This window comes from Chelatococcus sp. YT9 (genome assembly GCF_018398315.1).
Lineage (GTDB): Bacteria > Pseudomonadota > Alphaproteobacteria > Rhizobiales > Beijerinckiaceae > Chelatococcus.
In genome coordinates, this window is the sequence record NZ_JAHBRW010000001.1 from 3,053,591 (window position 1) to 3,073,146 (window position 19,556).

Annotated in this window: 18 protein-coding genes; 16 read left to right on the plus strand and 2 right to left on the minus strand. The window is 62.9% G+C overall.

Features of this window, described 5'->3' with window-relative positions:
- Positions 1-48 precede the first annotated feature (48 nt).
- The 16 genes from KIO76_RS14020 (at position 49) to KIO76_RS14095 (ending at position 17,957) form a co-directional block, all read left to right on the plus strand.
- Positions 49-2,271 carry a TonB-dependent receptor gene (locus KIO76_RS14020; protein ID WP_213323842.1) on the plus strand — a complete coding sequence of 741 codons (2,223 nt, stop codon included), beginning with the start codon at positions 49-51 and terminating at the stop codon, positions 2,269-2,271.
- Complete coding sequence (locus KIO76_RS14025) at positions 2,271-2,657, plus strand: hypothetical protein (RefSeq protein ID WP_213323843.1); 387 nt, start codon at positions 2,271-2,273, stop codon at positions 2,655-2,657. The genes KIO76_RS14020 and KIO76_RS14025 overlap by 1 nt, the downstream gene beginning before the upstream one ends.
- Positions 2,654-3,913, plus strand: a complete 1,260-nt coding sequence (locus tag KIO76_RS14030; protein WP_213323844.1) for an MFS transporter — start codon at positions 2,654-2,656, stop codon at positions 3,911-3,913. The genes KIO76_RS14025 and KIO76_RS14030 overlap by 4 nt, the downstream gene beginning before the upstream one ends.
- A 434-nt stretch (positions 3,914-4,347) precedes the next feature.
- On the plus strand, positions 4,348-4,632 hold the full coding sequence (locus KIO76_RS14035; protein ID WP_213323845.1) for a hypothetical protein: 285 nt from the start codon (positions 4,348-4,350) through the stop codon (positions 4,630-4,632).
- Complete coding sequence (locus KIO76_RS14040; protein ID WP_213323846.1) at positions 4,629-5,630, plus strand: SphA family protein; 1,002 nt, start codon at positions 4,629-4,631, stop codon at positions 5,628-5,630. The genes KIO76_RS14035 and KIO76_RS14040 overlap by 4 nt, the downstream gene beginning before the upstream one ends.
- A gap of 40 nt (positions 5,631-5,670) precedes the next feature.
- Positions 5,671-6,654, plus strand: coding sequence for a formylglycine-generating enzyme family protein (locus KIO76_RS14045; protein WP_502761856.1), 984 nt, complete (start codon positions 5,671-5,673; stop codon positions 6,652-6,654).
- Positions 6,655-6,695: 41 nt separating this feature from the next.
- Positions 6,696-7,730, plus strand: coding sequence for an HAD family hydrolase (locus KIO76_RS14050; protein WP_213323848.1), 1,035 nt, complete (start codon positions 6,696-6,698; stop codon positions 7,728-7,730).
- Positions 7,731-7,738: 8 nt separating this feature from the next.
- Positions 7,739-8,710 (plus strand): AAA family ATPase, encoded by a 972-nt coding sequence (locus KIO76_RS14055; protein WP_213323849.1) that lies wholly within the window; start codon positions 7,739-7,741, stop codon positions 8,708-8,710.
- A gap of 20 nt (positions 8,711-8,730) precedes the next feature.
- Positions 8,731-9,702, plus strand: a complete 972-nt coding sequence (locus tag KIO76_RS14060; RefSeq protein WP_213323850.1) for a DUF58 domain-containing protein — start codon at positions 8,731-8,733, stop codon at positions 9,700-9,702.
- On the plus strand, positions 9,699-10,196 hold the full coding sequence (locus KIO76_RS14065) for a DUF4381 domain-containing protein (RefSeq protein ID WP_213323851.1): 498 nt from the start codon (positions 9,699-9,701) through the stop codon (positions 10,194-10,196). The genes KIO76_RS14060 and KIO76_RS14065 overlap by 4 nt, the downstream gene beginning before the upstream one ends.
- Positions 10,190-11,188: a VWA domain-containing protein gene (locus KIO76_RS14070; protein WP_213323852.1), complete on the plus strand. Its 999-nt coding sequence runs from the start codon at positions 10,190-10,192 to the stop codon at positions 11,186-11,188. Before KIO76_RS14065 ends, KIO76_RS14070 begins: the two co-directional genes overlap by 7 nt.
- Positions 11,185-12,096, plus strand: a complete 912-nt coding sequence (locus KIO76_RS14075) for a VWA domain-containing protein (protein ID WP_213323853.1) — start codon at positions 11,185-11,187, stop codon at positions 12,094-12,096. Before KIO76_RS14070 ends, KIO76_RS14075 begins: the two co-directional genes overlap by 4 nt.
- The gene (locus KIO76_RS14080) at positions 12,093-12,752 is read left to right on the plus strand and encodes a tetratricopeptide repeat protein (protein ID WP_213323854.1); all 660 of its coding nucleotides are present in this window, start codon (positions 12,093-12,095) and stop codon (positions 12,750-12,752) included. The genes KIO76_RS14075 and KIO76_RS14080 overlap by 4 nt, the downstream gene beginning before the upstream one ends.
- Positions 12,749-14,053: a BatD family protein gene (locus KIO76_RS14085; protein ID WP_213323855.1), complete on the plus strand. Its 1,305-nt coding sequence runs from the start codon at positions 12,749-12,751 to the stop codon at positions 14,051-14,053. Before KIO76_RS14080 ends, KIO76_RS14085 begins: the two co-directional genes overlap by 4 nt.
- Positions 14,054-14,128: 75 nt before the next feature.
- Entirely contained in the window at positions 14,129-14,704 is a 576-nt protein-coding gene (locus KIO76_RS14090) for an HdeD family acid-resistance protein (RefSeq protein ID WP_213323856.1), read from the plus strand.
- A 487-nt stretch (positions 14,705-15,191) separates the two neighbouring features.
- A complete protein-coding gene (locus tag KIO76_RS14095; protein ID WP_213323857.1) occupies positions 15,192-17,957 on the plus strand; it encodes a cation-transporting P-type ATPase in 2,766 nt (921 codons plus the stop codon).
- A gap of 64 nt (positions 17,958-18,021) precedes the next feature.
- Here KIO76_RS14095 and KIO76_RS14100 read toward each other — a convergent pair whose 3' ends face one another.
- The gene (locus KIO76_RS14100; protein WP_213323858.1) at positions 18,022-18,906 is read right to left on the minus strand and encodes an NAD(P)/FAD-dependent oxidoreductase; all 885 of its coding nucleotides are present in this window, start codon (positions 18,904-18,906) and stop codon (positions 18,022-18,024) included.
- Complete coding sequence (locus tag KIO76_RS14105) at positions 18,896-19,354, minus strand: Rrf2 family transcriptional regulator (protein ID WP_213323859.1); 459 nt, start codon at positions 19,352-19,354, stop codon at positions 18,896-18,898. Before KIO76_RS14105 ends, KIO76_RS14100 begins: the two co-directional genes overlap by 11 nt.
- Positions 19,355-19,556 lie beyond the last annotated feature (202 nt).

Here is a 19,556-nt window from a genome sequence, read left to right on the forward strand (position 1 = left end):
GGTACGCTCCGCGCCGATTGATGAATACTGGGGGCCAGCGAGCGCATCATGCGTAGATTTTTGTCATCAGCCGCGATCGTTGCGGCCGCCGTCTCTCCCGCTCTGGCGCAGCAGTCTTCGGACGACGTCGTTGAGCTTGATCCGATCGTCGTCACGGGATTTCGCGCGGAGCGGTCCCTTGCCGACAGCCCTCAGTCCATACAGGTGATCGATCGCAGCCAAGTTGAGGAGCAGCTGAAGGAGGGTGGGGGCGCATCGGCTCTGCTCGCGCGCGTGGCTCCGGGATTTTCGGTGTCGAACCAGACGATCTCCGGCGCTTCTGAAACCTATCGCGGGCGCGATCTTCTGGTCCTGGTGGATGGTGTTCCGCTTAACACGCCGTTGCGTGATGTCTCCCGTATCCTCTCGCTGATCGATCTCAACGCGGTTGATCGCGCCGAGCTCGTCGCAGGCGCTTCTAGTCTCTATGGTGCCGGTGCGACGGGCGGCACGGTGAATTTCATCACCAAGAAGGCAGAGCCCGGCCGCCCCCGTTTTGTCGTCAGCAATATCCTGCGCGCCCTTACCGCCGATATCGGCAGGTCCATTGTGCCCGAGATGTCGGTCAGCGCCTCGGGCAAAGCCGAGAGCGGCATCGATTATGTCGTCGTCGGCACCGGACGGTTCGCACGCGCGACCTTCGACGGGGCGGGGCGCGAGCTTCCTTCTGATGCCATGCTCGGCCAGGGTGGCGGCGACCGTTTCGGCAGCGCCAACTTTCTTGGCAAGTTGGGGTATGACTTCGATGGCAGCAAGCGCGTTGAGCTGTCGACGAGCTACTATTACCTCAACCAGCAACCGCGCTACATGACTAATTATTCGCAACCCTTTGCCCGACCGAATTATCTTATGCCCTATGCCGGTCAAAGTGTTCTGGAAGACACCAAGTCGGCCTCGCTTCGCTACACCGACTCCGCCTTCGCGCTAGGTAGCCTGAGTGTTCTGGGCTTCTATAACGATGTGAAGAAGCGCTTTAATTACACAGAATTCGCTTTTCCGTATAATTCCCCGGTCTACTACTCGTTCGATCCGAACAGACCGACGAGTCCTTATAATCAAACTGTGCTCTATTCCAACCGCGGCGGCGTCAATCTCACCATCGATACGCCTCTCGATCAGATCTGGAACGGCGCCAAGCTGACGTGGGGTGCCGACCTGATCCACGAGAAGACGTGGCAGACCCTAACGAGCGGCCAGGACGTGTTCACGCCTCTGCGCCAGACGACGACCGCAGCCTTTGGATTGCTCCAGGTGCCGCTGACAGACAGACTCATGGTGCGCGGAGGCATGCGTTACGAGTATTTCGCGCTCGGCGTCGACGACTTCATGCGGCCAGCCGCCTATATTGGTGTGGCAGCGCGAACACCCGCCGGGTACCAGGCCTATGTGCTGCCGGAGATCCGCGTCACCGGCGGGGATTTCGACTACGCCTCACCCACCTTTAATCTCGGCGCCACATACAAGCTCACCGACACGTCAGAGCTCTATGGCGGCTTCTCGCAAGGCTTCGCGTTGCCGGATGTCGGCTCCTATACGCGCCGTGCCGGCTTGGCGACCGCCTTTGCCTGCCCTGTGGCGCAGCCGAATTGCCTCCCCGCATCCCGCGCGGTGGTGTCCTATGCGTCGATCGGGCCCGAAGCGCAGATCGTCAACAACTACGAGCTCGGAATCCGCGGCTCCGTGGGACGCTTCAAGGGCAGTCTCGCCGGTTTCGTCAGTACCTCGAAGGAAGGCGTGACCTTCGATCCGACGAGCAACAAGATCTCCCAACAGAAAGAGATCATCTGGGGCGCGGAATTCATCGGCGAATATGCGGTTTCGGACGAGCTGACGCTTGGCGGCATGTTCGGTTATCGAGAAGGCCGCTATGACAGCAACGATGATGGCCGACTGGACAGCTGGCTGCCCAACAATCGCATCGCGACACCCTACAGCGGGTCGGTTTATGCCAACTATCGCTTTGAGAACGGCATTTCCATGCGGATCGAAGGGCAGGCTTACTCCGGGCGCGATCAGCGCATCGATTTGTCGGGCGCGCGATACAAGATAAAGTCTGGAGCGACCATGAATGTAGCGCTTACGGCACCGGTGGCCGATGGCGGCGAAGCTTTCATCGCGGTCGACAACGTGTTTGACGCGACCTTGCAGAATCCGACGGCGACGTCCGTTCGCAACCTGCCCACCTATTCGCTGGGGCGCAGTGTCTCCCTGGGCTACAAGCAGACATTCTGATGGTCCGGATCGAACAGGATGGGGCGCTGATCAGCCTTCACTTCCTCCCACCCTATGCGGCAGAGGATGAGCGTCTTTATCTGGACGCGCTCGGTCGGGTCGGGCGTCACGCGCAGCGGTTCGCCTTGCTTGCGGTGTTCGGCGGCAGCGCCAGGCTGTCGCAGGCCGCTGAACGCGAACAGGCCTTGTGGTTCAAGGCCACCCGCAGCCACTTCAACAGCCTTTGCCAAGCGATCGCCTTGGTGCGGCCTGGCGCGAGTGAGAAGATGGCCACGACCTTTCGGCGGCTGTGGTCGATACCCCTTGAGGTGTTCGAGGACGAGGCCGAGGCGCGGCTGTTTCTTGCGCGCCATCTCGACCCGTTGGTCGTTGGGGGGAGCGGATGAGCAATCTCGCCAGCGATGCGGCCGAAACCCGCTCCGGGCGCTCTGCGCGTGGCGGGAGACGTGCGTCGGGCCGTCACCGGCTGTTTGTCGTGCTCGCCGGGCTTTATCTCGCCCAGTCCATCCCATCCTACCTCATCGTGGCAGCGCTGCCGCCGATCATGCGCGAGGCAGGCGTCTCGCGCAGCGCCATCGGCTACATGAGCCTGCTGTTCTTGCCGCTGGTGTTGAAATTCCTCTGGGCGCCGGTGGTCGATCGCATTCGTCCTTTCGCCCGCGCCCATAGGTCAGGCTGGGTGATCATGACTCAACTGAGCGTGATCGCCTGCATTCTCGCGCTGCTGCCGCTCGGGCCAACCCACGTGCTCGGCATCATCGCGGTCGGTGTCGTTGCGTCGCTCCTGATCTCGACCCAGGATATCGCCACGGATGGGTATGCGGCCAAATATCTGCCGCCGGAGGACCGCGCGGTTGGCAACGCCATTCAGGGTGGAGCTGTAGCTTTCGGCGTTCTGATCGGCGGCACGCTTGGTCTCGTCCTGTACCACCATGTGGGTTGGCAAGGTATGTTGCTGACCATCGTCGGCTTTTCCGTCCTGCCGCTTTTCGCTGCCTTCGCCATGCGCGAGGACGAGGAGAGACTGGCAGACCCCGGACCTCGCCCGTCGATCATGCGCTTCCTGCGTCGCCGCGACGTTCGCGATATCCTCTGGGTCGCCCTCATCTACCGCGTGAGTGAGGGCCTCGTGAAGGCCATGGAGGGTCCCTATCTCGTCGATGCCGGTGTGCCCCTCGACCAGATCGGCTATATCTCGGGAGCCTCGGCGGCAACCGCGGGGCTTGCAGGCTCCGCCATCGCGGCTTGGCTTGTGACGCGTTGCGGCACGGCCCTCACCCTCGGCCTTCTCGGTGGGCTGCGAACTGTGTGCTTCGCGCTCTTCATGTTGCATGCGCTCGGAATGGTAGCCGGCATCTGGCCGCTGTTCGGTGCCGCGGGCTTTCAGACGCTGATCCGCTATATGGAGATCGTCGCGCTCTACAGTCTCTTCATGTCGGTTACGTCCAAGGAGCAGCCTGGAACAGACTTCACGATCCTCGCCTGTGCGCAACTGATCGTCTACATGCTCGGCTCGCTCATTTCGGGCAAGCTCGCGGATCTGTTCGGCTATGGCACTCTATTCGCTGTCGCGACCGCCTTGTCGGCAGTTGCGGTGCTCGCCACGGTTCGCATGCTGACACGAATTGCCCGGAACGGCTGAAGGCTGGAGTGGCGCTTGGACCCAGAGCGCCGCATGAAAGGCCATTCCGCCGCAGCCGACGCGCTGGAACGTATTGATCCGCGCGGTGAGGCCATGCGGTCGAACCCGCCGGCCGCTCTGCCTCGGTCACCCAGTCCGAACGGGTCCAGGCCATTGCGCAGTAATGATCTGTTATAACGGCTTTATCTACGTCTGCAGCGCGTGTATTTTTCACATGGTCGGGTCAAGGTCAGACCGCACCAGCCAAACAGCGGATGCGCCCCAACTTTATAACGCTCAAAAGCATTTTCAGAGAAAGACCATCTATTGCTGTCCCCTTGGGGAGACGGTTCGTGCAAACAGCATATCTGGACGGATAGTATAACCCGCCTATAAATTCGCTTTACGAGAACGTTCGCGATTCTTCCATTGCGCATCGGAGGGTGGACTGAGCAATGCAGCGTGATCGGGCTGTGGATGTAGCTGGCGAGAAGGGCCGTGCCGATCTTCCCGAAAGCCGATCGGAGGGGAGGTGGGCTGAGCCGCATGACAGCTCCGGCGGGTTCCTGACAACCACCAACCCCTACCCGCAGGTGCTGATTGCGGCCCGTTTCTCCTTCGGCCAGATCTGGAAGGATACTGTCGACGCACCCCAACCCTGCGGCGTTCAACCGGGAAATATGGCTGGTGAGGCCCCGCGTACCGCTGGTCCGCTGGTGAAAGAAACAGGCCCACTATGAGCAAGCAGTCGCATGGCTTTCAGGCACGAAACCTCAGGCGGCGGCATCTCGCGGCGGTGGTCGGCTGTTGCCTCGCGGCATCGGCGCTAGGTCCGGCTGAGGCGGCCGAGAACGGCATCGGCTTCTACCTGCTCGGCAGCCGGGGGCCGATGGCCGGCTATGTGCCCCCGCCGGGATTTTACCTCCAGAATGATATATACTTTTATGATGGCACCATCGGCGGCGGAAGGTCTTTCCCGTCCGGCGGGCGCGTCGTCGCCAACGTAAAGGGGCAAGCGCGCGCCGACTTCGTGACCGCCACCTGGGTGACGCCCTGGCAGGTGCTCGGCGGAAATATTGCGCTCGGAGCTATTGTTCCGTTTGGTCGGGTTGGAGCGACAGCGGGCATCGAGCTCGCGGGCCCCCGTCTCGGCGGCAGCGTCGGCAGGACATTGCGCGATAGGGCCGAGATGTTTGGGGATCCGGTTGCGTCGGCGGTCCTTGGCTGGCACTCCGGCAAATTCCACTGGAACACGACATTGTTGGTCAACGTACCGATCGGCGACTATCGCGAGGGCGGGCTTGCCAACCTGGCATTCAACCGCTGGGCGGCAGATCTTTCCGGAGCGCTGACCTGGCTCGACCCCGAGCTCGGCGTCGACCTGTCCGCGACCGCCGGCTTCACGTTCAACGGCGAGAACCCTGCCACCGATTATCGCACGGGCACTGAATTCCACGTCGAGTGGGCGGCTACCAAGACGCTCACAAAAGAACTGTCCGTGGGCCTTGTGGGCTATCATTATCAGCAGGTGTCCGGCGATAGCGGCGCCGGCGCGACACTCGGCGGCTATGAAGGGCGGGTGACGGCGCTTGGCGGCACGGTGGCCTACAACTTCGAGGCGGGCAAGACGCCCATATCCACCCGCGTGAAGGTTTTCCGGGAATTCAACGTGAAGAACCGCCAGGAGGGGACGGTGGGGTTCTTCACAGTCTCCCTGCCGATCACCGCGGGGAACTGAAAGTGCCGGCGATGTCATGGCCATTGCAGGGAGCGGCGCCGTGAGCAAGCTATCCCATCGGCAGAGGCATACGACAGCGAAGCCAACTGTACCCGACACCTCGATGATCTGGATCGAAGGCGGGACCTTCCGCATGGGATCCGACCATCACTATGCGGAGGAGCGTCCCGCGCATAGCGTGACCGTCGACGGTTTCTTCATCGACGAGACGCCCGTGACCAATGCGCAGTTCCGCGCTTTCGTCGAGGCCACGGGCTATGTCACCTTTGCCGAGATCCGCCCCGATCCGAAAGATTACCCAGGCGCTCTGCCCGAGATGCTGAAAGCCGGCTCCCTCGTCTTCACGCCTCCGGACCATCCAGTCGATCTTCGTGACTGGGGCCAATGGTGGCGCTTCCGTTTCCGCGCCAATTGGCGCAAACCCTATGGGCCTGGGAGTTCCATCAGCGGAATGGATGATCATCCCGTCGTCCATGTCGCTTACCGGGATGCGGAAGCCTATGCGCGATGGGTGGGCAAGGAACTGCCCACCGAAGCCGAATGGGAGTACGCCGCCCGGGGCGGTCTCGACGGTGCCGAATTCGCTTGGGGGGATGAGTTCAATCCAGGCGAGCGCCAGATGGCGAATACCTGGCAGGGCCAGTTTCCCTTCGAAAATCTGGTGACTGACGGCTACGATCGCACCTCCCCAGTCAGAAGCTTCCCGCCGAACGGTTACGGGCTTTACGACATGATCGGCAATGTCTGGGAATGGACCGCCGACTGGTGGTCGAGCCGCCACCCGGACGACGCGCCGAAAGCCTGCTGCGTGCCCGTGAATCCGCGCGGCGGGGCCAGGGAGGCGAGCTTTGACCCACGACAGCCGCATATCGCCATTCCACGCAAGGTGTTGAAGGGCGGTTCGCATCTTTGTGCCCCAAATTATTGCCGGCGTTATCGGCCGGCGGCACGCCATGCCGAACCGATCGATACATCGACCAGCCATGTCGGCTTTCGCTGTGTGCGGCGGGCTCAGCCGGGATGATGAGGCGGCGGTGGGGTGCCGATGAGAGGGAGGGCTGAACGATGGTCACAACGGTCCGGAGTTGGAGTAGGCGCGGCTTGGTGGCGCTCGGCTTTGGCCTCGCTCTCACGTTCTCGGCGATTGGTGTTTTCGAGCCATTGCCGGCGGTGGCCCAGACAGATCCTTTGCCGTCCTGGAATGATGGCAGGACAAAGTCAGCGATCCTTGATTTCGTTCGCCGCGTGACGACCGAGGGGGGCGCGGACTTCGTCCCTATCGAAGAACGTGTCGCGACCTTTGATAATGACGGCACGCTGTGGTCCGAGCAGCCCATGTATTTCCAGGTCGCCTTCGCCATGGATCGGGTGAAGGAAATGGCTGCCACGAATCCGGCCCTGCGCGATACGCAGCCGTTCAAGGCCGTGATCGAGGGAGATCGGGCGGCTCTCGCCGCTCTTGGCGAGAAGGGCCTCCTTGACATTGTCGCACTGACCCACTCGGGCACGTCCGTCGCCGACTTTGACGCGATTGTCCGCAAATGGCTGGCAACCGCCCGGCACCCACGGTTCGACCGGCCCTATACGGAACTCGTATTCCAGCCCATGCTGGAGCTGCTGAACTATCTCCGGGCCAATGGCTTCAAGACTTTTGTCGTCTCCGGCGGCGGCATCGAATTCATGCGGCCGTGGGTGCCTGCGACTTATGGCATTCCTCCCGAGCAGATCGTCGGCTCCAGCGGCAAGACGATATTCAAGCTGAACAACGACAAGCCAGTCATCGAAAAGCTCCCGGCGGTCGAGTTCGTCGACGATGGACCGGGTAAGCCGGTGGGGATCAATCGTTTCATCGGCCGACGCCCCGTTTTTGCCGCCGGCAATTCCGACGGGGATCTCCAAATGCTGCAGTGGACCACGCTCAATACCGGGCCGCGCTTTGGATTGCTTGTCCATCACACCGACTCGGTGCGTGAATGGGCCTACGATCGTCAATCAGAGGTCGGCCGTCTCGACAAGGCACTCGATGAGGCCCCGCGGCGCGGCTGGACAGTGGTTGATATGAAGAACGACTGGAAGGTCATCTATCCATTCCAGAAATGAGGGACGGCATGACGCCTCACGACGTTGTTCTGGAATTGCAAAGACGCGTCAACGCCTCCGTGATTGGCCAGGAACGTGTCGTCGAGCGGCTTGTGATCGCGCTTCTCGCCAACGGTAATGTTCTCATCGAGGGCTTGCCGGGCCTCGCCAAGACCCGCGCCATCAAGAGCCTGTCGCAGGCACTCGAATCCGAATTCAGCCGGATTCAGTTCACGCCAGACCTCTTGCCGTCCGACGTAACGGGCGGCGAAATCTATCGTACCGACCCGGATGGGGCAGGGCGCTTCGAATTCCGCAAGGGTCCGATCTTCGGCAATCTCGTGCTGGCCGACGAGATCAACCGGGCGCCTGCCAAGGTCCAGTCGGCTCTTCTCGAGGCGATGGAGGAGCGACAGGTCACGGTGTCCGGCACTCGCTATGCTATGCCGGATCTCTTCATGGTGCTGGCGACGCAGAACCCCATCGAGCAGGAGGGCACCTATCCCTTGCCTGAGGCGCAGATGGACCGCTTCCTGATGCATGTGCGGATCGATTATCCAAGTGATGCGGACGAAGCCAAGGTCCTGCGGCTGGTGCGGGACGAACAGGCAGGAACGAGCGCGGGGCCGCCGCCTAAACTTCCGCAGGAGGCGGTTTTCGGTGCGCGCCGGGAGATCGATGCCGTCAAGACGGTGGACGCTGTCGAGAGCTACATGGTTGCCCTGATCGCGGCGACGCGCCGGCCGGCGGAATACGGCGACAAGCTCAAGGGCTGGATCGCGATCGGCGCGAGCCCGCGCGGCACGCTCGCTCTGGACCGGTCTTCGCGCGTCTACGCCTGGCTGCAAGGGCGCGATTATGTGGTGCCAGAGGATGTGCAGGCGATCGTGCACGACTGCCTGCGCCACCGCATTTCCCTCAGTTACGAGGCGAGTGCCGACGGCGTGCGAGCGGATGATGTGATCGACGAACTGGTGCGACAGGTGGCGGTTGCCGTGTGAGGAGCGCTGCGGAGACGGTGATGGTCGGGAAGACCCGCATGGACGAGGCTCGGGTCTATGTGACGCTCGATGCGCTGCTGCGCCTGCGCCACCAAGCCAAAGGCTTCAGCTTCCTGCCGCGCCAACCCGTGTACAGCCTCCTCGCCGGCCGGCACGCCTCGCGCTTGCGTGGGCGCGGCCTCGATTTCGAGGAATTGCGCCACTATGCGGAAGGCGACGACACGCGCACCATCGATTGGTCCGCCACAGCGCGGTTGGCGAGTCCCTATGTGCGCGTTTTTACCGAGGAGAGGGACCGTAGCGTTCTCCTGCTGGTGGATCAGAGGCTATCCATGTTCTTTGGTTCCCGAAGGGCCATGAAATCTGTCACCGCGGCGGAGGCGGCCGTGCTTGCGGCCTGGCGTGTCACCGCGCTGGGCGATCGGGTGGGAGCGATCATCTTTTCCGAGAATGGGGTCGCGGAAGTCCGTCCCCAAGGTCGCAATGAGGGCGTGATGCGCATTCTCGGTCCGCTCGTCCGCCATAACACGGCGCTTTCCGCCACGGACCAGCGGCCATCCGATCCAGGCCTGCTCAACGAGGCCCTGAAGCGCGCCGCAAGCTTTGCGAAGCACGACACGCTGGTTTGCCTCATCACCGACGCGGCGGGGGCTGACGCAGAAACGGTAAAACGCATTACCGAATTGACCGCCAATAACGATGTGCTCATGATCTTCGTGTCGGACCCGCTTGAGAGCACGTTGCCGGCGGTTGGCCGCGCAGTCGTCGCCGAGGGCACAGAGCAGATTGAGGTCAACACCAGCGCGGCTGGGCTGAGAGCGCGCTTTTCGACAGACTTTGCGGATCGCCGCAGCCAGATCGAGCATTTCTCCCGACGGCGCGCCATTCCGGTGCTGTCCCTCTCGACGGCCACCGATGTGAGCGGCCAATTGCGTGAGCAACTTGGACAGCGGCTCGCACCTGGACGAGCAGGTGTAAGGGCGCAGCGATGAATCCCACAACGGATCCAGCTGCTCTCGCCAATTTGCGCGACATCGTCACGCCGTCGCCGATCTCTTACTGGCCACCCACGTCGGGCTGGTGGATCCTGGCGATGGTCCTGCTGGCCTGCCTTGTGATCCTTGTTGCACGCATGATCGCGCGCTATCGGCATAATGCCTACCGGCGCGCAGCCTTGCGCGAACTGCGGGCAATCGGGCCGGCCGTGGATGCTCCGCGCGCGCAGGCGATATCTGCGGTCCTGAAGCGGGCTGCGCTCGTCGCCTTTCCGCGGGAGAACGTTGCAGCGCTGACGGGGGAGAAATGGCTGCGCTTTCTCGACCACACGGGCCGCATGGAAGCGTTCAGCACGGAGGCCGGCCGCGACTTCGTCGCGCTCTCCTGCGGCGCGCCGGTTCGCAGCGATGGCGTCGCAATAGCAACTGCCGCGGAGCGCTGGGTCAACTACCACCACCGTGGTGGCGCAGGCGGAGAAGCGCGATGCTGAGCTTCGCCTATCCATGGGTAGCGCTGCTCCTGCCGGCCCCGCTCGCCATCTATGCGCTCATGCCGCCCTGGACGCAGCGCCGCCCTGGCCTGCGCGTTCCCTTTTTCGGGAAGCTGGCCGCGTTGACCGGAGCTTCGCCCTTGCCGGGAGTGAGCGTAGGGCGTCGGGGATTTTGGCGCACCACAGCGCTCGTCCTGTGCTGGTGTCTTGCGCTCGTTGCCATGATGCGGCCGCAGTGGATCGAGCCTCCCATCCATCGTGACAAGCCCGCCCGGGACATGTTGTTGCTCGTCGACCTCTCAGGCTCGATGGACACGACGGACTTCACGGATCCGACAGGCGCGAAGATCAATCGCCTGTCCGCGGTCAAGCTGGTGCTTGATGACTTCCTCGCACGGCGGGAGGGAGACCGGATCGGCATCGTGGTCTTTGGCAATGCGCCCTTCACACTTGTTCCGTTCTCCACGGATCTTGATCTCGTTCGCCGGCTTCTGCAGGAGATGCAGGTCGGAATGGCCGGGCCACGCACGGTCTTTGGCGATGCCATTGGGCTTGGCATCAATCTCTTTGCCAAATCGACCGCGCCGGCGAAGACCATGATCGCGCTGACGGATGGCAACGATACGGCAAGCAGCGTCCCGCCCGCCGAGGCCGCGCGTGTCGCCGCCGACCGCGGTATTGTCATCCATACGGTGGCAATCGGCGATCCCACCGCAGCGGGAGAGGAGAAGCTGGATGAGGCGGCGCTGCAAGATGTCGCCCGCACGACCGGCGGCGCGTACTACCGCGCGCTGGATCGCGCCGAGCTCGCCGGTATCTATGCACGGCTTGACGCCGTAGAAACACGCAAGGTCGAAACGGTGGTCTTCCAGCCGAAGATCGATCTCTTCTGGCTGCCCCTGGCGGCGCTGACCCTCTTCTCAATGCTCGTGCAAGCACTGCGATTCCCGCCTTGGGCGGGGTGGCGGGCCGCTGCGGGAGAGCGCTCATGACGGGCGTCTTCGCAGATTTTCATTTCCTCCGGCCATGGTGGCTCACCCTTCTTGTGCCAGCCGCCATTCTGGGCTGGACGGCATGGCGGAGTGGAGACACGACGGCTCGTTGGCGGGCCGTTATCGATCCGGACCTCCTGCGCCACCTGACAGTTGGTGGCGAGGGGAGGCGCAGGATTGGTCCCGGTTTACTCCTCCTCCTGGGCTGGGTCTGTGGGATCCTCGCCGTTGCTGGTCCCACCTGGCGGCAGGTGCCGTCACCCTTCGCAGCTGCAGCCCGGCCGGCCCTGTTCGTTCTGAAGGTGACGCCCTCGATGCTCGTGTCCGACCTGCAGCCGTCACGGCTGGACCGGGCTCGCCAAAAGATGGCCGATCTCATGAAACTGCGCGAAGGCGCGCCGACCGGTCTCGTCGCCTATGCAGGTTCCGCCCATCTCGTACTGCCCCCGACCGCGGATGGGGATGTTGTTCTCAGCATGGCCGACGCTCTGGCGCCCGCCATCATGCCACGCGAGGGAGACGCGCTGGGCGAAGCCCTGGCGTTGGCGGCTCGGGTCCTCGCCGACGGCAAGGAGGGAGGATCGATCGTCGTCTTTGCCGACGCAGCGCCCACCGTGGCCCCGGTGGCGGGTACGCCCCCTGTCACGCTGTTTGCGATGCTGCCGCCCGAGCGCGCGGACGCAGCGCCCGATCTGAAGGCCGCCGCTGCGACCCTTGGTGCGGACTTTGTCACGCTCACGCTGGACAACGGCGACGTGGAGGCACTGGCTCGTTCCCTCAAGGCGCGAGGCGATGCCTATCCTCCGCCAGGCGAGGGGCAGGGATGGCAGGAGGCCGGCTTTTGGCTGACACCGATCATCGCCTTGCTTGCCCTTGGCTGGTTCCGGCGTGGCTGGGTGCTCCCATGAGAACGATCGCGCAACCTCTCGCTGCCGTCGCTCGACATGCGATCGTCTGTGCCGTGGCGGCTGGCCTCCTTGCGCTCGCCATAGCCTGGGCAATGGTTGGCTGGCCGGCGCTCTGGGCCAGTCCGGACCAGCGGGGGCGCTGGCTCTTTGAGCAGAAACGTTACGGCGATGCGGCCGAGGTGTTCATTGATCCAATGTGGCGCGGCGCCGCCTTGATGCGGGCTGGACGCTTCAAGGAGGCCGAACAGGTCTTCGTCGGCCTCGAGTCGGCGGAGGCCGCATACGACCAAGGCAACGCTCTCGTCATGCTGGGGCGCTACCACGAGGCTGTGGCCCGCTACGATCGTGCTCTCGCCTTACGCCCTGGCTGGGCCGACGCGGTCGCCAATCGCCATCTGGCGGCGCTGCGGGAGGAACGCATGAAGGCACCCGGCGGTGATGCCGGTGACCAGCGTGAGGGGGCCGATCAGATCGTCTACGACAAGGACGCCAGGAATACAGCGGGCCAGGAGACCGAGGTTAGCGCAACGGCGATGAGCGACGAGCAGGTTCGTGCGCTCTGGCTCAGGCGTGTTGCCACGAAGCCTGCCGATTTCCTGCGCGCCCGCTTCGCCAACCAATTGCAGGGCGGAGCGGCGGGGGGGAGCAGGCCTTGAGACCCGTTTGGATGCTCCTGCTCATGGGGCTGCTCCTGATGCCTCTCCGGACGGTCGCGCAGGATGCAGCCTCGTCGCCGCCCGTCATCGTACGCACAAGTCTCGATCCTCAGGATAGCGCCGTTATTGGGCAGCCTATCGCGCTCAACGTGGACGTGCTCTTCCGCGACGGGATGCCAAGGCCGCCACGGGTGACCATTCCCGAAGTTCAGGGCGCACAGGTCTTTCGCTTCGAGAGCCAGGGGACGACGCTCACAGAGCGGATCGGGAGCGAATCGTACATGGGCCAGAGGTTCACCTTTGCCGTCTTTGCGCGCAGGGGCGGGACGCTCACGATCCCACCAGCGGAGGTGGTTCTGCTCGACCGCAATGGCGATGTCAGCGGTTCTACCCAGGGCCAGGTCGTGTCCGCGACAAGCGTCGTGCCGGCGGGTGTTGACCCTTCGGGACCAGTTGTCGCGACGCGGGAACTGACCCTGAGCGAGACATGGACCCCCGACCCTCGCAGCGCTTTCAAAGCGGGCGATGCGATCCGGCGTACGATCACACGCACCGCCGCGGACGTGCCGGGCCTCGCAATGCGCGATCTCGACCTGGCACCGCCGGATGGTGTTCGTGTTTATCCGGCCGAGCCGCAGATCGACGACAGAATGAACCGCGGCATGGTCACCGGACATCGCAGCGACACCATCACCTATGTCTTCGAGCGGGCCGGCACGGCCACCTTGCCCGCTGTCGAACAGCCATGGTGGGATCTGAATGCGGCGAGCCTGAAGACCGCCACCGGCGCCGGACTAACGCTCTCCATCGCCGCCGCCCCGGGGGAGACGACAGCGGACAATATTGGTGACCATATCGCGGGTACCAAGCGGGGTTCATGGCTTGAGCTCGCAGTATTCGGCGGCGGCCTGCTGATAGTGGCTGCTTTGCTCGTCGCTGGCATAGGGCGGCTGCGCGCGTGGCTTGGCGCGAGGAGACGCCGTTTCGCCGAATCAGAGACCAAGGCGTTCCGGGATTTGATGCACGCATGCCGCGGCAATGATCCGGCCAGGATTTATCAGGCTCTTTCCATCTGGCGACAGAGATTGCCACACGGGGCTCAACCCCGATTGACCTCAGCCACCGCGGAACTCGAGCGGTCGCTGTTCGCCGACGGCGAGAGCCCCGGTTGGACGCCCGAGAAGGCAAGAATGTTGGCCGACCGTCTCTCGCGGATGCGTGGGGATATGACGGGCATTACGCGACACGGCGAGCGGATGGACCTGCCGGAACTCAATCCGCCGTGTCATTACTCCGCTTGAGCCGAGGTTTCAGCCGTCGGTCGTTTGAGATATAATTACTTTGGCACAATTGCCGGTCTACTGTGAGGGTGACCTATGACACAGGCTGGACATGCAGGAGCTTCCCCCTCTCTTGGTGCTGCCATCGGGGAAGTTCGTAGTAAATGGGGCTGGTTTGTTGCACTCGGCGCAGGATTGATCCTGCTCGGTGTCATCGCACTTGCCAATCTCTTCCTCGCGACGGTCGCAACGATCTTCTATATCGGCGCGATGATGCTGATCGGGGGTATCGTGGAGATTGTGCACGCGTTCCAGGTCAAGACCTGGGGGCGCTTCTTCTATTGGCTTCTCAGCGGGGCGTTCTATGCACTTGCTGGCGTGATTGCCTTTTATAATCCCCTGCTAGCGTCGGCCGCGCTGACATTGCTGCTTGCTGTTATGCTGGTGGTCGCGGGCATCTTCCGCATTTGGGTCGGATTTGCCGCACGCCCGGAGAGCGGCTGGGGCTGGATTGTCGCGACCGGTGTTCTTACGCTCGCCGTGGGCATTCTTGTCTACGCTGCTTGGCCCGGCAACAGTCTCGTTCTGCTGGGAGCTATTCTCGCGATTGATCTTATCTTCCAAGGCGTGGGCTTCATCAGCTTCGGCATGATGTTGCGAGCGCGGCGCTGACAACGCCCTCCATCGTGGCGCCTTTCGTCTGTCATCGGTTTAGCCATCGCTAGGCCGTCAGAATAGAGTTCGCGACGCTCCATGTGCTCCCACTTGGGGCTGCTTGAGCGCGCCCTCGAGCTGGCAGCCTCCAGCCCGCCAATCGAGAGCGCGCACTTCGCAAGGAAGTACTCCGTGTGAAGTGCCGCAATATGACGAGAGTAGGGCGGCTCGCATCGTCATTGCCGTCTGGACCAGGGACCTTGGCTTGGCGAGCAGATGAATTTGGCCGAGCCGCCGATCGATAGAAGAAGCTCAGTAAACCGGCCCCTTTCGCGTCCCGGCCGCTATTCTGCAGGAGCGCACTGACATAATCGCGATTTTCCGTTGATGTATGTCAACATCCGTGGATGCCCGTCGTGGCTATCTTCCTGGGAACGTATAGCAATGTGCACGCCGCGTGCCTGTGTACTGACGAACAGATTGGCGAAGCTGAAAAGGAGAGGTCATGGCGGCGAAGTGGGTGGACGCGGCGGTCGCCAATGAGGGGAGGTCCGATGAAGGGATCGAAGCCGGAGCGGTGCCCGAGAGCTGGTACACAAAAACAGCCGAAGAGACTTGCGCTTCGCTTCGCACCACCGCCGATGGTCTCGATCACCACGAGGCCAGACGCCGTCGCAAGATTTACGGCCCAAATCAGCTGCCGACAGCTGCCCGAACCCACCCGATCGTCCGTTTTGTGGCCCAGTTCAACAATGCGCTGATCTATTTCTTGCTCAGTGCTGCCATTGCTGCGGCACTGCTGGGCCATGTTGTTGATGGCGCCGTAATCGTGATCGTCGTGTTGGTCAACGCGGTGGTCGGGTTCGTGCAGGAAGGACGCGCCGAGCGGGCGCTCGATGCGATCCGCGACATGATTGCGCCGCATGCGACCGTCGTGCGCGAGGGCGAGCGTCATACCATCGACGCGCGGGATATCGTGCCAGGAGATGTCGTCGTCCTTGAAGCGGGTGACAAGGTACCAGCCGACATCAGGCTTTTGCGTGCGCGCGGATTAACCGCTGATGAGGCGATCCTGACAGGCGAATCCGTGCCAGCCGAGAAGCGGGAGGGAATTGTTTCCCAGGATGCGCCGTTGGGCGATCGGTTCGCAATGTTGCATTCGGGCACGCTCGTGACGACGGGGCAAGGCTTTGGCATCGCCGTGGCAACAGGCGGCCGGACGGAGATCGGTCGGATCTCCGATCTCATCGGCAGGGTCGAGACGCTGACGACCCCCCTGTTGCGCCAGATCAATGAGTTCAGCAAGCAATTCACATGGTTTGCCATCGGCATCGCAACGGCGCTGTTTGCCTTCGCCGTCCTGGCGCGCAGCTATGACTGGGTCGAGGCGTTGATGGTCGTCGTTGCACTCGCTGTCGGCGTAGTGCCGGAGGGCCTGCCGGCCGTGATCACTATCACCTTGGCCATCGGGGTACGCCGGATGGCGGCGCGCCACGCCGTCGTCCGCCGGTTGCCGGCGGTCGAGACCTTGGGTGCGACCTCGGTGATCTGTTCCGATAAGACGGGGACGCTGACCAAGAACCAGATGACGGTTCAACGCGTGGCCACGGCGCAGGGGGTGACGGAACTGTCCGGGAGCGGATATGCGCCGGAGGGGCGCCTCACGTCTGCGGATGGTGGAGACGCCATGCCGGACAGCGCGCGCGACGCCTTGATCCTCGCCGCTCTCCTCTGCAACGACGCCAGGCTTGTCGAGCAGGGCGGGCAATGGTCCGTTCTCGGCGATCCGATGGAGGGGGCCTTGGTGACCCTCGCCGCCAAGGCGGGCCTTCACGCGGAGACAAGCCGCGAGACCTGGACGAGGCTGGATGAGATTCCCTTCGATGCACAGCATCGGTTCATGGCGACCCTGCATACGGGGCCGGACGGGGAACGCTGCATTTTTGTGAAGGGTGCACCCGAACGCGTACTTGCGATGTGCATCGATCAAGCCGGTCCGGGCGACAGCCGTTCTGTCGACCTCGCCTATTGGCAACGGCGCATTGATGCCGCTGCTGCCGCTGGCGAGCGGGTTCTCGGCTTTGCAACGATGGTCCCGCCCGCCGACGTTGACAGAATGACCTTCGAGACCGTCAACTCCGGGCTGACCTTTCTTGGCATCGTCGGCTTCATCGATCCGCCGCGCGAGGAGGCAATTGCGGCGGTGGCCGAGTGCCGGCGTGCCGGTATCGCGGTCAAGATGATCACCGGCGATCACAGCGGCACGGCCGCCGCCATCGCTCGCCAGCTCGCCCTGGCCGACGATCCCAAAGCCATCGAGGGCGCCGCCCTCGATTCCCTCTCGGATGAGGAGCTTCGCACGGTCGCGGAGGAAGTCAGCGTCTTCGCGCGCACCACGCCGGAGCACAAGCTCAGGATCGTGCGTGCGCTCCAGGCCAACGAGCATATCGTTGCCATGACAGGCGATGGCGTGAATGATGCGCCGGCGCTGAAGCAGTCGGATGTCGGAGTTGCCATGGGCCGCAAGGGGACCGAGGCTGCGAAGGAAGCGGCGCAGATGGTGCTCCTCGACGACAATTTTGCCTCGATCGTAGCGGCCGTTCACGAGGGCCGCACGGTCTATGACAACATCCGCAAGGTCATTGGCTGGACGCTTCCCACCAATGGCGGCGAGACACTCTGCGTGGTTCTCGCGATCATTTTCGGCCTCGCCTTGCCGATGACACCGGTGCAGATTCTCTGGATCAACATGATCCTGACTGTAACGCTCGGCTTGGTCCTCGCCTTTGAGCCTTCCGAGCCGAACGTGATGCGGCGTCCGCCGCGCAAACGGGGCGCCCCCATCCTGTCTCAGTTCCTGGTCTGGCGGATCGTATTCGTGTCATTTCTCTTCATGTTGGGAGTATTCGGTGTGTTCTACTACGCTCTCGGGCGGGGGTATACCGAGGCGGAAGCCCGTACCATGGTCGTCAATACGGTCGTCGTGATGGAGATTTTTTATCTCTTCAACGTTCGCTACCTGCACATGTCCTCGTTCAGCTTAATCGGCGCGATGGGAACGCCGCCTGTGCTCGGAGCGATCGGGGTGATTATCGTTGCGCAGTTTGCATTCACCTACACGCCCTTCATGCATGAGCTGTTTGACAGCGCGCCGATCTCCTTCGGGGATGGCCTGTTGATCATCGCTGTCGGCGTGGTCACGATGATCGTGCTCGAGATTGAGAAGGTGATTACACGCCGGGTCTCGCCGGCTGCATCCTATACAGCATAAGCCGGCGAGGGGCCTATCGCCATGCGTCGGCGCAGGCGCCGAGAAGGGGCAGGCTATTCCTTGACTATCCGAAGATCAGGGACCTATGAACGGCCGCGCCGGCGAGGGCGCCGTCGCCAACGGCAAGGGATACCGATCCCGCTCCCCGTGCCGCGTCGCCGCAGGCGAAGACGCCTGGAATGCTCGTTGCTTTCATCGCATCCGTGCGCAGAAATGGCCCCAATGGACCCTCGTCGAGGGCGCATCCAAGATCTTCCGCCAGGGAGCTCGAGGGCTGTGTTCGGCTGGCTGTGAAGAGCCCGGCGAGCGAAAGCACCCGACCGTCGGCAAGCTCGACGTCGGCATTCCCGGTGACGCGGACGACCGGTGATCGCTCGACGGTGACGGATCGGCGATCGAGTTCCGCGAGCTGCGCGGGGCTTGGCTCGAAGGTGCCATTGGTGAGCAGTGTCGTCTGGCCCCACTCGGGGATCAATATTGCCTGGTGCATCGAAATATCGCCGACAGCCAGCACGCCAAGTGGCCCGCCATTAAGTTCAAAGCCGTGGCAGTAGGGGCAATGGAAAACGCTTTTTCCCCAGCGTTCCTGTAAGCCTGGAATCTCGGGCAAGCTGTCCGTCACGCCGAGCGCCAGCACCAGTCGGAGGGAGCGATGTTCGGTCCCGTCTTGCATCACGACAGTGAAGCCATGGCTGTCTATTGCGGCACGTTCAGCCTGTCCCTCCGTCCACACGAGGTTCGGATAAGCAACGAGTTGCTGGCGGGCTGCAGCAACAATCTCCGCCGGGGCCACCCCGTCCTGCCCCAGGAAGCCATGGGAGTGGGCCGCGAAGCGATTACGACGAACGCCTGCGTCGATCACCATGATCTTGCGCCGAGCGCGAGCGACCTGCAGCGCGGCGGCCATTCCGGCATAGCTGCCACCCACCACAATGACATCATATGACATGAGGAAGTTCCTTGTTCTGTCGGCGCGCGGCGAGACGATGCGAGAAGTCCTCGGCCAATGCGGCGAGCGTCACGCTTCCGAACCGCTGCATCAGGAGGTCTTCGGCCGCCGTGAAAGCGTCATCCAGTGCGGCGTTCACGGACTGCTCGACGAGGCATTCCGGCATTTCGTTGCGGTTGCCGATGGCGAAGATTGCAGGCTCGCCAAGCGCTTGGTGAATATCACGCAGAGACACGGCGTTGAGATCGCAGGCGATCGTCCAACCGCCGTTATGTCCTTTTTCCGAGCGCACGAACCCCGCTTCCCGCAATCCGGCCATGGTGCGTCGGACCACGACCGGATTGGCCCCCATGCATGCCGCAAGGGTCTCCGAGGTCATCGGTTTACCGTGGGCGGCCATGTGCAGGAGGGCGTGCAGGACCGAGGAAAGGCGGCTGTCTCTTTTCATGTAACTCCGTTTATTACGATATGCGCGCTGGCGCAAGTCCAACGTTCTCAGCGCGTGAGAATGAGGGCCGGCAATGGGATTGCGGCTGACTGATTTGTGAAGCCGTGGATAATGCGCGCGGCGAGAAGGTTTCTGACCAGAAGGCTCGGGATCCGCCGCCGAACTCAATCACAGACGGTTTCCGTGTTGCTCCTCGCCAGCA

Bases quoted from the DNA above. Each gene is read 5' to 3' on its own strand.
- KIO76_RS14065 (WP_213323851.1), top strand. From the start codon at position 9,699: ATGAATCCCACAACGGATCCAGCTGCTCTCGCCAATTTGCGCGACATC.
- KIO76_RS14060 (WP_213323850.1), top strand. From the start codon at position 8,731: ATGGTCGGGAAGACCCGCATGGACGAGGCTCGGGTCTATGTGACGCTC.
- KIO76_RS14070 (WP_213323852.1), top strand. From the start codon at position 10,190: ATGCTGAGCTTCGCCTATCCATGGGTAGCGCTGCTCCTGCCGGCCCCG.
- KIO76_RS14035 (WP_213323845.1), top strand. From the start codon at position 4,348: ATGCAGCGTGATCGGGCTGTGGATGTAGCTGGCGAGAAGGGCCGTGCC.
- KIO76_RS14055 (WP_213323849.1), top strand. From the start codon at position 7,739: ATGACGCCTCACGACGTTGTTCTGGAATTGCAAAGACGCGTCAACGCC.
- KIO76_RS14030 (WP_213323844.1), top strand. From the start codon at position 2,654: ATGAGCAATCTCGCCAGCGATGCGGCCGAAACCCGCTCCGGGCGCTCT.
- KIO76_RS14075 (WP_213323853.1), top strand. From the start codon at position 11,185: ATGACGGGCGTCTTCGCAGATTTTCATTTCCTCCGGCCATGGTGGCTC.
- KIO76_RS14020 (WP_213323842.1), top strand. From the start codon at position 49: ATGCGTAGATTTTTGTCATCAGCCGCGATCGTTGCGGCCGCCGTCTCT.
- KIO76_RS14050 (WP_213323848.1), top strand. From the start codon at position 6,696: ATGGTCACAACGGTCCGGAGTTGGAGTAGGCGCGGCTTGGTGGCGCTC.
- KIO76_RS14090 (WP_213323856.1), top strand. From the start codon at position 14,129: ATGACACAGGCTGGACATGCAGGAGCTTCCCCCTCTCTTGGTGCTGCC.
- KIO76_RS14080 (WP_213323854.1), top strand. From the start codon at position 12,093: ATGAGAACGATCGCGCAACCTCTCGCTGCCGTCGCTCGACATGCGATC.
- KIO76_RS14095 (WP_213323857.1), top strand. From the start codon at position 15,192: ATGGCGGCGAAGTGGGTGGACGCGGCGGTCGCCAATGAGGGGAGGTCC.
- KIO76_RS14105 (WP_213323859.1), bottom strand. From the start codon at position 19,354: ATGAAAAGAGACAGCCGCCTTTCCTCGGTCCTGCACGCCCTCCTGCAC.
- KIO76_RS14040 (WP_213323846.1), top strand. From the start codon at position 4,629: ATGAGCAAGCAGTCGCATGGCTTTCAGGCACGAAACCTCAGGCGGCGG.
- KIO76_RS14100 (WP_213323858.1), bottom strand. From the start codon at position 18,906: ATGTCATATGATGTCATTGTGGTGGGTGGCAGCTATGCCGGAATGGCC.
- KIO76_RS14025 (WP_213323843.1), top strand. From the start codon at position 2,271: ATGGTCCGGATCGAACAGGATGGGGCGCTGATCAGCCTTCACTTCCTC.